This is a genomic window from Alkalimonas collagenimarina (assembly GCF_030717845.1).
GTDB lineage: Bacteria > Pseudomonadota > Gammaproteobacteria > Enterobacterales > Alteromonadaceae > Alkalimonas > Alkalimonas collagenimarina.
The window spans coordinates 157,094-170,082 of sequence record NZ_JAUZVZ010000005.1 but is presented as its reverse complement, the minus strand read 5'-3'; the positions used below and the strand labels follow the sequence as shown (position 1 = coordinate 170,082).

The window sequence follows — 12,989 nt, the reverse complement described above, 5'->3', positions numbered from 1 at the left end:
TCGTGTGCCATATGCCGTAAAAACGTTATTTATTTCATTTTTTTGCACTTTCCTGCTGTTGGCTTGCAGTATAAAGCCAAGCCCTGAGCAACCAATCCTCAGTGCCAGCGACAGGTTGCAACGCCTGAACCAACTTGATGAATACCAACTGACTGCCTCACTCGGCATTCGTAGCCCGGATGAATCGGTCAGTGGCAGCTTGCACTGGCAACAGCAGCAAGGTGATTATCAGGCCCGCATGACCAACTTTCTTGGTATTCGTGTATTTAGTTTGGATAAAGCAGATGATGTGATTACCTTAACTATGCAAGGCGAAGATTATCAGGCGGCTAATGTCAGCCAGTTAATGTTTGCACTAACCGGTTGGAACCTGCCTGTCGATGATATGCCGCTCTGGTTAAAGGGCGTGGCTGGCAGCAATGCGACTGCGGCAGAATATGACCATCTCGGCCGTTTAATTGCCTTTCAGTTACAAGAACATGATGGCATGCAATGGCATATTCACTATCAGGAGTTTTTTAACGATACTCTGGCGCTGCCCCGCCGTATCGAGGTGCAATCAGACGATATTCGTATCAGGTTAGTCATCAGGAACTGGCAGCTATGAATACCAGCATCACTCTGCCTGCCGTAGCAAAGTTAAATTTATTTTTGCATATCACCGGTCGCCGTGCCGATGGCTATCACAACTTGCAAAGCATTTTTCAAATGCTGGATTATGGTGATGAGCTAACATTTACCCGTAAAGATACCTCCGAGCTTTGTTTGCGCTGCAATCAGACCGAACTGGAAAGTCAGGATAATTTAGTCTTACGGGCCGCACGACTGTTACAACAACAGAGCCAAACCTCATTCGGGGCTGATATTTATTTGCACAAGCGGTTGCCGCTTGGTGGTGGACTCGGAGGCGGCTCCTCGGATGCAGCCACCACCCTATTGGCTTTAAACCAGTTATGGGGGTTGCATTTATCCATCGAACAACTTGCGCAGCTTGGTCTGCAACTGGGTGCGGATGTGCCAGTATTCGTGCATGGTCGAACCGCCTTTGCCGAAGGCGTTGGGGAACAACTGACGCCGATTGAACTACCTGAGCGCTGGTATCTGGTGGTGACTCCTGACTGCCATGTCTCTACCGCTGAAATTTTCCAGCACCCAGCTTTACCCCGCAATTCTGCGCCGCTTCGCTATGACCAACTAAAGACTGCCGAATGGCGCAACGATTGTCAGTCGCTGGTCGAACAGCTCTATCCGAATGTTGCATTAACCTTACAGTGGTTGTTAGAATACGCCCCAAGCCGCATGACAGGAACCGGAGCCAGTGTGTTTGCCGGGTTTACTGATAAAATGCAGGCTGAAAAAGCCCTGAGCACCATGCCTTCGTTCTGTCGGGGCTTTATTGCCAGGGGGGTTAGCGAGTCACCCGTAGTGGCGGCGCTGGCCAAAGCCCATGTTTCAAGCCAGGGCGTCGCACCTGCGGCGCCATGATAGTCAACCGGACTCCAACTGCCCTGAGGATCCTACCGTGCCCGATATGAAGGTTTTTGCTGGTAACGCCATACCAGAACTCGCGAGCAAAATTGCCAGTCGTCTCTACGTAAAACTCGGAGATGCTGAAGTTGGTCGCTTTAGCGATGGCGAAGTCAGCGTCATGATCAACGAAAATGTACGTGGCTCCGACGTTTTCATTATTCAATCTACCTGTGCTCCAACCAACGACAATCTGATGGAACTGATCGTCATGGTAGATGCATTACGTCGCGCCTCCGCAGGCCGGATCACAGCCGTACTGCCGTACTTTGGTTATGCCCGTCAGGATCGTCGAGTCCGTTCTGCCCGAGTGCCTATTACTGCCAAAGTGGTTGCCGACTTTTTATCCAGTGTTGGGGTAGATCGGGTGCTGACCGTCGATTTACACGCCGAACAAATTCAAGGGTTCTTCGATGTACCGGTAGATAACGTCTTTGCCAGCCCTGTGCTGTTAGATGATATGCGCAAAAAAGACTTTAATTCACCAGTCGTGGTGTCGCCAGATATCGGTGGTGTCGTTCGCGCCCGCGCTATTGCTAAATTATTGAATGATGCCGATTTGGCCATTATCGATAAACGTCGTCCGAAAGCCAACGTCTCTCAAGTTATGCACATTATCGGTGATGTTGCTGGCCGCGATTGTATTATTGTCGACGACATGATTGATACCGGTGGTACCTTGTGTAAAGCAGCCGAAGCCTTGAAAGAGCATGGTGCCAAGCGCGTCTTTGCCTATGCCACCCACCCAATATTCTCCGGCAATGCCCCAGAGAATATTGCCAACTCAGTGATTGATGAACTCATTGTCACCGACACCATTCCGTTGAGTGATGCGATGAAGGCCATCAGCAAAGTTCGCCAGCTAACGCTCAGCGAAATGATGGCAGAATGTATTCGCCGTATTAGCAACGAAGAGTCAATTTCTTCGATGTTTGATTAAAGCTTTCTCGTAGTAGGCTATCAAGGCACCTAAAGGTGCCTTTTTTATTGCGCATAAAAACAGCCAATGGTACAATCTCGCGCCCTTTTCAGGGGCATTTGTCCCACAGTCTGGTCGCGGGTTGTGGAACCTTATTATTGATTGGAGAATACCATGTCTGACGCAATTTATGTTTTAGATGCTGAAGTCCGGACTGACTTAGGGAAAGGTGCGAGCCGCCGCCTTCGTCATCAGGACAAAGTACCTGCCATCATTTACGGTGGTGAAAAAGAGCCTGTATCGATCACTTTAGATCATGCTAAGCTGTTAAAATCTCAAAGCTTTGAGTCTTTTTACTCGCACATTCTAACTGTGAATGTCGGCAAAGAGAAGATTCAGGCTATCGTTAAAGATATGCAGCGTCACCCGTTCAAGCCAAAAATCATGCACGTCGATTTTCAACGTGTTGAAGCTGGCCACGAACTGCATACCACCATCCCTCTGCACTTCCTGAATGAAGAAATTCCAGTGAAGAAAGGCGGTGTTGTTGTGCACGGTGCCAACGAAGTTGAAGTCACGGTATTGCCAAAAGACCTGCCAGAGTTCATCGAAGTTGATCTGACCAATGTCGAAATTGGCCAAACCATTCACTTGTCTGATTTAGTTGCACCTAAAGGTGTTACTTTCACTCAGTTAACCAAAGGTGAAGGTCATGACCTGGCTGTTGTCTCTGTCAACAAACCAGCTGGTAAAGCGGTTGATACAGACGACGGTGAAGAAGAAGCAGCTGATTCAGCCGAGTAATGTCGGATAGCATTCAGCTGATCGTGGGCCTGGGTAATCCAGGCCCCGAATACAGCCAGACCAGACACAATGCTGGCGCTTGGTTTATTGAAGAACTGGCAAGACAAGCTCAATTGTCGTTAAAAGATGAGCCTAAATTTTATGGTCGGACCGCCCGTATGCAATTGGCTGGTCATGACATCAAGCTTCTTATCCCCACCACTTACATGAATCTGAGCGGCAAAGCGGTTCAGGCTATGGCTCAATTTTATAAAATACCAACAGCTGCTATCTTAGTGGCTCACGATGAGCTGGCGCTGCCTCCCGGGGTTGCCAAGTTCAAGTTTGGTGGCGGCCATGCAGGACATAATGGCTTAAAAGACATGACCAGTAAGCTCGGTAATGATCCGCAATTTCTACGCTTGCGTCTGGGGATAGGCCATCCAGGGAATAAACATCAGGTGACTGGTTATGTGTTGGGTAAAGCCCCGGCCAGTGAACAACAATTAATTGAAGCCAGTATCGACGAAGCAGCCCGCTGCCTGGATATACTACTGAAAGATGGCTTGGTGAAAGCGCAAAGTCGCTTGCACAGTTTTCAGGCTAGTTAGCACCTCTCGACAACTTGTAAGTACAATCGGCAGCCAGGCTGCCCTATGAAAGGACACCGTCATGGGATTCAAATGTGGTATCGTCGGCTTGCCTAATGTCGGCAAATCTACCCTGTTCAACGCGCTTACCAAAGCAGGCATTGAAGCTGCCAACTTTCCATTTTGTACCATTGAGCCAAATACTGGCGTGGTGCCAGTCCCTGATCAACGGTTGAATCAGCTGGCCGAGATTGTCAAACCACAACGCGTGATCCCAACAACCATGGAGTTTGTTGATATTGCCGGTTTGGTGAAAGGTGCCTCAAAAGGCGAAGGCCTTGGCAATAAATTCTTAGCCAATATTCGTGAAACCGATGCCATTGGTCATGTGGTGCGCTGCTTTGCTGATGACAATATTATTCACGTCGCTGGAAAAATCGACCCGGCAGATGACATTGATACCATCAATATGGAATTAGTGCTGGCTGATATGGAAAGTGCCGAACGAGCTATTTTCCGCGTTGGTAAAAAAGCTAAGTCTGGCGATAAAGATGCAAAAGCTGAAATCGCTGTGCTGGAAAAAGTAAAAACGCATTTAGAGGCTGGTTTTACTTTACGCCAATTGCCTTTGGAAGCCGAGGAAGTCGCTTTGATCAGTTACATGAACTTCCTCACCATCAAGCCAACCATGTACATTGCCAATGTTGCCGATGATGGCTTTGAAAACAATCCATACCTGGATATTGTACGAGAGATTGCAGCCAAAGAAGATGCGATCGTGGTACCAGTGTGTGCCGCCATTGAATCTGAAATTGCTGAACTTGAAGATGATGAAAGAGCCGAGTTCATGGCCGATATGGGGCTGGAAGAGCCGGGGCTGAACCGGGTGATCCGCGGTGGTTATTCACTGCTTAGTCTGCAAACGTATTTCACCGCAGGCGTAAAAGAAGTGCGTGCCTGGACGGTTGCCATTGGTGCCTCGGCGCCAAAAGCAGCCGGTGTCATTCATACCGATTTTGAAAAAGGCTTTATCCGCGCTGAAGTGGTTGGCTTTGATGACTACCTTGCCTGTAAAGGTGAAGCGGGCGCCAAAGAAGCAGGTAAGCTTCGGGTAGAAGGAAAAAACTACATCGTCAAAGATGGCGATGTGATGCACTTCCTGTTTAATGTATAAACAATTATCCACAGCTTACATGGTAGGCTGTGCATAAAAACAGCAAACGGGCGCGGGCAGCGCAGCAATTTTAAAAAAACGGTTGACGCTGCCAAAGCAGATGCGGATAATACGCGCCACTTGCTGAAGACAAGTTTAAGTGGCTACATAGCTCAGCTGGTTAGAGCACAGCACTCATAATGCTGGGGTCGCAGGTTCGATTCCCGCTGTAGCCACCACTTTACTTCTTCAGGTACAGATTGCGGGAGTGGCGGAATTGGTAGACGCACTGGATTTAGGTTCCAGCGCCGCAAGGTGTGAGAGTTCGAGTCTCTCCTTCCGCACCAACTGTACCAAGTAAGGGAAGATAGCTGCAGGGGTGTAGCCAAGCGGTAAGGCAGCGGGTTTTGATCCCGCCATGCCCAGGTTCGAATCCTGGCACCCCTGCCATTTTCTTCGGATCCATTCTGCAACAAATCCTAACGTTAGGGGTGTAGCCAAGCGGTAAGGCAGCGGGTTTTGATCCCGCCATGCCCAGGTTCGAATCCTGGCACCCCTGCCATTCTCGTCCTCATACATGCATCATCAGCAGTAGATATACCATCACTCTTTATGAAAAACACTGTCTCGCAGACGCTATACCATTAGCCTGTAGCATAACGAGTCAGCCATTCTTTTAAAGCACCCGACCTTGCTGCAGTACGTAGTCCAATACGTCGTGCTAACCGAACGAATGGCCATCGACTACCAAAGCCCTGATAAAGCGCATCCATCCCCGTCATCATCAGCCAATTCTGTGGCTGACGTTCACGCTGATAGCGCTGTAGTAACGTAGCTGGCTGCTGCACCCCCTGTTCGCCGGCTTGCAACAACAGCTCCGCTAAACAAGCAGCATCAGCAAAACCCAAATTCACGCCCTGCCCTGCCATCGGATGAATAGCATGCGCCGCATCTCCCACCAATACCACACGCCCTTGAGAATACTGCAAGGCATGCTGACGAGCTAATGGAAACCACACCGCGCGTTCCACCTTGCAACTTCCGAGCTGGGCTGGAAACTCAGCAGTGATGGCTTCGGTTAAAGCCGGGGGCGATAATGAGGCAAGCTGCTTGACGCGCTCAACCTTGTCATACCATACCAGGGAGGCTTGCTGGCCTGATAACGGTAAGAAGGCGCGAGGACCTTGCTCCGTAAATTGCTGCCAGGTGACATCTTGCTGCTCATCCTCGGTTTGCACATGAGCAACCAGACACCCTTGAGCATAACGCCAGCCTCGAGTACCAATACCGGCCATTTGACGTAATTGAGAGCCAGCACCATCGGCCGCAATCACCAAACGGCTCTGCAGTTGCTCGCCGTTATCGAGCAACAAGCTGGCTTGCTGCGTATCTTGCTGCAGCTGCACCACTTTGGCCGGACAATGAAGGGTGAGCCGCTCAGGGAATTGCTGCCAGATCGCCAGTTGCAACAAGCGATTTTCTACGATGTGTCCAAGATGCGACTGCCCGATGCTATCAGCCGCGAATTCCACCACATCCGATGGATGCTCAAAAGCCTGTAAACGGCGATAAGGACAAAGCCGCATCTGACTCAACGCTGACCAGGCCCCGGTTCGCTCCAGCCAGCTTTGACTGCGTCTATTGATAGCCGAGACCCGTAAATCTGCCGGTTGTTCTGGCTGGTATGACGCTGGCTCAACGGCTTCTATCAAAGCAACGCGCCACCCTTGTTGGGCAAACAACGCAGCCATACTAGCCCCCACCATACCGCCACCAACCACCGTCAGATCATACATGCCCTACTCCCAAGCTTTTCATGATTTTTAAACCATTCCATTCTACGCTAAAATAATGACTCTGTACCGACTCGCATGCGGCAAAAAGTATGTCATAGATCGTGAAAAACTATTGACGGCTGTTGAAAAATACGGCATTTTGCGCGCCCCTGCTCCATTCGGTTCAGGACGACACTGCCAAGGTCAACCAACAGCGACTGCGGCTGATTAGAGCACGCTCTGCAGGAGAGTTTTCATGCGAAATGTAACTGTTGCCGCAACCCAAATGATTGGCGGCTGGAATGTTGAAGAAAACATCGCCCGAGGTGAACATTTAGTTCGTCAGGCGGCTGCGCAAGGCGCACAAATTATCCTGTTGCAGGAGCTGTTCGAGCGCAACTATTTTTGCCAGAAACAAAAAGAACAGTACCTGGATTTCGCCACCAGCGTGGAAGACAACCCGGCCATTCGTCATTTTCAGGCGATTGCTAAAGAGCTGGCGGTCGTCTTGCCCATCAGTTTCTATGAAAAGGCTGGACACTGTTTTTATAACAGTGTCGCCATTCTTGATGCCGATGGAAGCCTGCTTGGCGTCTACCGCAAGAGCCATATCCCGGATGGCCCTGGCTATTCAGAAAAGTTTTATTTCACCCCGGGTGACAGCGGCTTTAAAGTCTGGCAAACCCGCTACGCGAAGATTGGCGTCGGGATCTGTTGGGATCAGTGGTTCCCTGAATGTGCCCGTAGCATGGCGTTGATGGGAGCGGAGCTGTTGTTTTATCCAACCGCCATTGGCAGCGAGCCGCATGATGCCAATGTCAATTCACGTGACCACTGGCAGCGTACACAGCAAGGCCATGCAGCCGCTAACCTGACGCCACTGATTGCCTCGAACCGAATTGGCCGTGAAGTTGAAGACGATTTCTCGATTACCTTTTATGGTAGTTCATTCATTGCTGATGAATACGGTGCCAAGGTGCAAGAAGCTGATGAGCAAAGCGAAGCCGTGCTGGTGCATACCTTTGACTTAGACCTCGTTAATCAGAATCGTCGTGGATGGGGCGTGTTTCGCGACCGCCGCATCGATTTGTATCAACCGCTGCTGACCAAAGACGGTAGCACCCCGCAAGGTGGCAACTAAGTTGGCCCGCACACTGCAAAGCACCCCTCGGCAGGATGGCTTTTATATGCCTGCCGAATGGCAACAGCATCGCCAGACCTGGATGATCTGGCCAGAACGCACCGACAACTGGCGTATGGGCGCTAAACCTGCTCAGGCTGCATTTACGCAGGTTATTCAAGCCATTGCCCGCTTTGAACCAGTCACCGTTGGTGTGTCTGCTGCCCAATATGCCAATGCATTGGCCCAGCTGCATACCAATACTGAGTTGGCTGACCGCATCCGGGTGGTTGAATTATCCACCAATGATGCCTGGTGCCGGGATACAGGCCCAAGTTTTGTAGTGAACGATCTGGGCGACAGCCGAGGTATTGACTGGACCTTCAACGCCTGGGGTGGCCTGAATGGTGGCTTGTATTTCCCCTGGCATCTGGACGATCAGGTCGCCAGTAAGGTGCTGAGTGTCGAGCAACAACTGCGTTATCGTACCGATGGTTTCGTACTGGAAGGTGGGGCGATTCATGTTGATGGCGAAGGCACCGTGCTGACTACCGAAGAATGCCTGTTAAACCCAAACCGTAATCCACATCTGGATCGCGCTCAGGTCGAGCAAATGCTGCACGACTATCTCGGCACCAGTAAGGTTATTTGGCTGGAACAAGGTATTTATCTGGATGAAACCGATGGCCATATCGATAACATGGCTTGCTTTGTTCGTCCTGGCGAAGTGGTACTGGCCTGGACTGACGACGAACAAGATCCCCAGTATGCACGCTCCAAAGCGGCACTGGAACGGTTAGAGCAAAGCACCGATGCCAAAGGCCGCCAGCTAAAAGTACACAAACTGCCCCTGCCTGCACCGATTATTGCTCAGCCAGAAGAGTATGCCACGGTCGATTCCGTGCTACATACCATTCCCCGCGAAGCCAATGCTCGCCTGGCCGGTTCGTACATCAACTTTTATCTGTGCAACGGTGGCTTAATCATGCCAGGCTTTGACGATCCAAACGATGCGGTGGCAGCTGAATTACTGCAGTCACTATTCCCGGAACGTAAAGTCGTTATTGTACCTGGCCGTGAAATCCTGCTTGGTGGTGGGAATATACACTGCATTACCCAGCAGCAGCCTGCTTAAATCGAGCCATTAATACGGTGGTTCTTCGCAAGAACTGCCGTGTTGTTTCGACTGAAAATATTGTTCATAAGTTGATAACAGACTCACTTCGCGTAAACTAAACACTATCATAAGATAATTACTTTGGATTTAAATGAGTAAATTCGTCTTGCATAGTCTGTACTTCAATCTAGTCATGTTACTTTTGATTGGTTGCACAACGCCCCCTTCAGCTCACCATAGCCAGCCAGTACCAAAAAATCAGGCTGAATTACTGCCAACATATGCAGATATTCCAATCAACCATCAGTTATTTCTTTCTAGTGATACCATCAAAGTACCCAAGCCTGATGCACTTTTCGAGCTATCGGACCAAGCACAAGAAGAGTTCTTACAATTTTTCTATGATGAAACTCGACAGTCTCAAACTGCAGATAAGCGTTTGTTATCGTTTCTTGAGCGACGGTACGATAACTTTAATTATTTTGGTCAAACCTTAAAAGCAGCAGATACCCTGCAAGGGGAACTTGGAAATTGCCTGTCGTTGGCCATTTTAACAACCGCTTACGCGAATCTGGTTGACGTAAATACGTCGTATCAAATGGTCTATTCAGTTCCGATCTATGAACTTGTGGATGATATTTTGTATGTATCCAGCCACGTTCGAACGAGGATATCCTCACCGACACAGATAGACCGTACTACCGGTCAATTTAGTTTTTCCCGCACTTATGTTGACTACTTTCCCACCTCAGCCCGTAGCCGGGGACAACGCATTACAGAGCCATTGTTCATATCCATGTACTATCAGAATGTCGCTGCTGAGTTATTAAAAGAGGATGCCAGAGAAGAAGCCTTTACCTACCTTAAAAAAGCGTTGGAGATTGCCCCAGACAACGTTGCGGCACTGAACTCTTTGGCAGTATTGCATCGTCGTCAACACGATGAAGCAACAGCAGAAAAGCTCTACCATTTTATTTTAGAGCACTACCCAGTTAATCTAAGTGTAGTGGTTAACTTCCGTGAGATGTTAATGCTGCAAGGTCGAAACGATGAAGCTGAAAAACTCGAGCAGATGATCGCGACCATTGATGATCCCAATCCATATGAATGGATAGCACTTGCTCAAGAGTCGATTGAGCTCAATCGTTTACATAGAGCAGAGCGCTATTTGCAAAAAGCTGAGCAGCTGGCCCCATATGTAGATGAGATCTATTTTCAATATGCCCGCATTGACTTCATGCGAGGTCGCTTAACATCCGCGCAGCGAAACCTCGTGACGGCTCAACGACATGCTCGCTCCAAAGAGAGGCGAACCTTATACAACGCGAAGCTTGGAGTCTTAAATGAAAGCGACTGAGTCTGGCTGGTTTTTATATATGGTAAGAACCCGCTCAGGTCATGTTTATACTGGCATAAGTACCGATCCTGAGCGTCGGCTGCGCCAACACAATGGAGACTTGAGTGGTGGAGCGAAGTCATTGCGAGGGCAGCGTCCTATTCAATTGCTTTACCAGCAGCCCTACCCATGCCGAAGTAGTGCCAGTAAAGCTGAGTATCAATTTAAGCAATTGAGTAAACGTGAAAAAGAGCTGCTTATTCGCCAAAAGACGCATGGTGATCATTTGGTTAGCCAGTTAGAATAATCTTTTGTTGATCCAGGAGTCTTTGTATTCATGCCTGCTTTGCCGCTGGATAATTACGCGCTTATTTTGGGCTATCTGGCCATCGGTCTGTTACTGAGATTAGTTCCTGCCATGCCAGCGGATAGTGCCAGAGTACTCAATGCCTATGTACTGAATGTTGCCCTACCGGCTTTGGTGTTGCTAAAAATCCCCGAGTTGCAGTTTTCTTCTCAGTTATGGCTACCGATACTGACTCCCTGGCTCTTACTGATTTTGGTGGCTCTGTTGACTCTGCTGGCTGGCAAACTGTTTAAGTGGGATCGGGATGTCATCGTCGCGCTGTTAATCGTACTTCCTCTTGGCAACACCTCTTTTCTGGGCTTCCCGATGGTAGAAGCATTCTGGGGTACTGAGCGCATGCCCGTGGCTATTATCTATGATCAGCTAGGCTCTTTCATTGCACTGGCTACCTACTCAACCATTCTTGCCAGTGTCTACGGTCGGCATGAGCAAGCCTTGCAAGGGCGGGCCATCATTAAAAAAGTACTGACGTCACCACCTTTACTGGCCTTAGTGCTGGCACTGTTAGTACGTGATACGAGCTACCCGCCATTGGCTACCCAGTTACTCAGCAACGTGGCAGCGACTCTGGTCCCTGTGGTGATGATTGCGGTTGGTTTCAGCCTGCGTTTTCGTTTGTCCAGCGATGAATTAAAGCCGCTGGGGTTTGGTTTGCTGGTGACACTGGCTCTGATGCCACTGATGGCATATGCTATAGCCAGTAGTGTAGATATTGAGCCAACTCTGCGGCAAACCGTTGTATTTATGGCGGCCATGCCACCGATGATATCAGCCGGAGCTATTGCTATTATGGCAGGACTGGCTCCCCGCCTGGCCAGCGCATTGGTAGGATTTGGCGTATTACTTAGTTTTATCACGCTGCCAGTCGTGTACTGGCTGCTGCAATAATTATGCTTTAAGGAAGAGCCCATGCAGGAATCTGCGCTTAATTGGTTACAACTTCAGCTAGAACTATTACTTAGCCCGGCAACCTGGTGGCAGTTGGCTGTATTATTGCTGGCGGCGGCAACAGCTTCGCTGGTCAATCAACGCATTCAGAAGCTTTTGGAAACGCAGGCCTCTGTTACCTTAAGAGGTTTTCGCCATATTGCGGCCCGGAGTATCCAACGGCTAATCTGGCCCTTGATTGCTCTGGCTGTTGTATTACCAGCCAAAGCCATCTTAGCCTGGTACCAGTTGCCGTTGCAGCTACTCGAAATTGCAGCGCCCATTTTGTGGGCATTGGCACTGATCCGTTTTAGCATTTACCTGTTACGTAAAGCCTTTACCATCAATCCATTATTAAAGTCATCTGAAAATGTACTGTCGGTACTGGTCTGGATTGGTGTGGTGTTGCATCTGTTGGGCTGGTTACCAGCGGTACTGCTATTTTTTGATGGCCTTGCATTCACTCTTGGCGACAGTCGCATCTCTGCGCTGTCTGTGATGAAATTAGTGCTTTTAGTCATCTTTGCCTTCACAATTGCCATCTGGCTGTCAGAAATGATCAGCCGGCAAATGCAACGTTCAGCCAATATCTCACCCAGCATGCGGGTTGGTTTTAATAAGTTCAGCAAGTTTATATTGCTGACTCTGGCTTTTTTGTTCGCACTAAATTCAGTGGGCATCAATCTAAATTCGCTGGCCGTTTTTGGCGGCGCTCTGGGGGTTGGTTTAGGTTTTGGCTTACAGCGCATTGCCTCCAACTTTATCAGCGGTTTTATTCTGGTACTGGACCGCTCGATCAAACCTGGTGATGTGATTACGGTTGGGGATAAATTTGGCTGGGTGGAAGCATTAAACTCACGCTATGTAGTGGTACGAAACCGCGAAGGTGTAGATACCCTGATCCCTAATGAGAACTTGATTACCAGTGAAGTAATTAACTGGAGCTATGCCGACCCAAATGTGCGAGTCATTATCAAAGTGCAAATTAGTTACGATGACGACCCAGAACAAGCTATGGCTTTAATGTTGGAATGCGCTTCCGCTTCACCACGTATTTTGCAGGATCCAATCCCAACGGTCCGCCTTATGGAGTTTGCCGATAGCGGCATCGAACTACAATTGCGGATCTGGATCGCCGACCCAGAAAATGGCACCGGAAGCATTAAATCTGACGTAAACCTGGCCATTTGGCGGGCATTCAAAGCCAACAGCATTACCATCCCCTACCCACAGCGCGATTTGCATATTAAATCCATGCCCAACAACCAGCTGCCGGACGAGGCCTGATCATTTGGGCGCATGATTGCGCCCACATCAATTAACCAGCATCCAATAAAAAGGGCGCAATCATGCGCCCCTACCATTCAATCCCTGC

Annotated in this window: 13 protein-coding genes and 4 tRNA genes; 16 read left to right on the top strand and 1 reads right to left on the bottom strand. The window is 49.3% G+C overall.

All coding sequences use genetic code 11. The features are described 5' to 3' along the window. The first annotated feature begins 4 nt into the window (after positions 1–4). From lolB to Q3O60_RS04965, 10 genes are all read left to right on the top strand, one after another. Complete coding sequence (gene lolB, locus Q3O60_RS05010) at positions 5–607, top strand: lipoprotein insertase outer membrane protein LolB (RefSeq protein WP_305892807.1); 603 nt, start codon at positions 5–7, stop codon at positions 605–607. After that, complete coding sequence (ispE, locus tag Q3O60_RS05005; protein ID WP_305892806.1) at positions 604–1,485, top strand: 4-(cytidine 5'-diphospho)-2-C-methyl-D-erythritol kinase; 882 nt, start codon at positions 604–606, stop codon at positions 1,483–1,485. The genes lolB and ispE overlap by 4 nt, the downstream gene beginning before the upstream one ends. A gap of 37 nt (positions 1,486–1,522) precedes the next feature. Next, a complete protein-coding gene (locus Q3O60_RS05000; RefSeq protein ID WP_305892805.1) occupies positions 1,523–2,467 on the top strand; it encodes a ribose-phosphate pyrophosphokinase in 945 nt (314 codons plus the stop codon). A gap of 153 nt (positions 2,468–2,620) precedes the next feature. Continuing rightward, entirely contained in the window at positions 2,621–3,250 is a 630-nt protein-coding gene (locus tag Q3O60_RS04995) for a 50S ribosomal protein L25/general stress protein Ctc (protein ID WP_305892804.1), read from the top strand. After that, positions 3,250–3,840 (top strand): aminoacyl-tRNA hydrolase, encoded by a 591-nt coding sequence (pth, locus tag Q3O60_RS04990; protein ID WP_305892803.1) that lies wholly within the window; start codon positions 3,250–3,252, stop codon positions 3,838–3,840. Before Q3O60_RS04995 ends, pth begins: the two co-directional genes overlap by 1 nt. Positions 3,841–3,901: 61 nt before the next feature. Next, on the top strand, positions 3,902–4,993 hold the full coding sequence (gene ychF / locus Q3O60_RS04985; protein ID WP_305892802.1) for a redox-regulated ATPase YchF: 1,092 nt from the start codon (positions 3,902–3,904) through the stop codon (positions 4,991–4,993). Between the two features lie 141 nt (positions 4,994–5,134). Beyond that, positions 5,135–5,211: transfer RNA gene (locus Q3O60_RS04980), tRNA-Met, on the top strand. A gap of 23 nt (positions 5,212–5,234) precedes the next feature. Further along, positions 5,235–5,319: transfer RNA gene (locus tag Q3O60_RS04975), tRNA-Leu, on the top strand. Positions 5,320–5,347: 28 nt separating this feature from the next. Beyond that, positions 5,348–5,422 (top strand) — tRNA-Gln (locus Q3O60_RS04970). Positions 5,423–5,459: 37 nt separating this feature from the next. Beyond that, a tRNA-Gln gene (locus Q3O60_RS04965) sits at positions 5,460–5,534 on the top strand. Between the two features lie 82 nt (positions 5,535–5,616). Here Q3O60_RS04965 and Q3O60_RS04960 read toward each other — a convergent pair. After that, positions 5,617–6,768: an FAD-dependent monooxygenase gene (locus Q3O60_RS04960; RefSeq protein WP_305892801.1), complete on the bottom strand. Its 1,152-nt coding sequence runs from the start codon at positions 6,766–6,768 to the stop codon at positions 5,617–5,619. A gap of 235 nt (positions 6,769–7,003) precedes the next feature. Between Q3O60_RS04960 and aguB the strand changes: the two genes are divergently transcribed. From aguB to Q3O60_RS04930, 6 genes are all read left to right on the top strand, one after another. Continuing rightward, on the top strand, positions 7,004–7,888 hold the full coding sequence (aguB, locus tag Q3O60_RS04955) for an N-carbamoylputrescine amidase (RefSeq protein WP_305892800.1): 885 nt from the start codon (positions 7,004–7,006) through the stop codon (positions 7,886–7,888). Between the two features lies 1 nt (position 7,889). Beyond that, on the top strand, positions 7,890–9,002 hold the full coding sequence (gene aguA, locus Q3O60_RS04950; RefSeq protein ID WP_305892831.1) for an agmatine deiminase: 1,113 nt from the start codon (positions 7,890–7,892) through the stop codon (positions 9,000–9,002). 133 nt (positions 9,003–9,135) lie between these two features. Further along, the gene (locus Q3O60_RS04945) at positions 9,136–10,341 is read left to right on the top strand and encodes a tetratricopeptide repeat protein (protein WP_305892799.1); all 1,206 of its coding nucleotides are present in this window, start codon (positions 9,136–9,138) and stop codon (positions 10,339–10,341) included. Further along, positions 10,328–10,627 (top strand): GIY-YIG nuclease family protein, encoded by a 300-nt coding sequence (locus Q3O60_RS04940; RefSeq protein ID WP_305892798.1) that lies wholly within the window; start codon positions 10,328–10,330, stop codon positions 10,625–10,627. The genes Q3O60_RS04945 and Q3O60_RS04940 overlap by 14 nt, the downstream gene beginning before the upstream one ends. 30 nt (positions 10,628–10,657) lie before the next feature. After that, complete coding sequence (locus Q3O60_RS04935; protein ID WP_305892797.1) at positions 10,658–11,575, top strand: AEC family transporter; 918 nt, start codon at positions 10,658–10,660, stop codon at positions 11,573–11,575. Positions 11,576–11,596: 21 nt separating this feature from the next. After that, positions 11,597–12,901, top strand: a complete 1,305-nt coding sequence (locus tag Q3O60_RS04930) for a mechanosensitive ion channel family protein (RefSeq protein WP_305892796.1) — start codon at positions 11,597–11,599, stop codon at positions 12,899–12,901. Positions 12,902–12,989 lie beyond the last annotated feature (88 nt).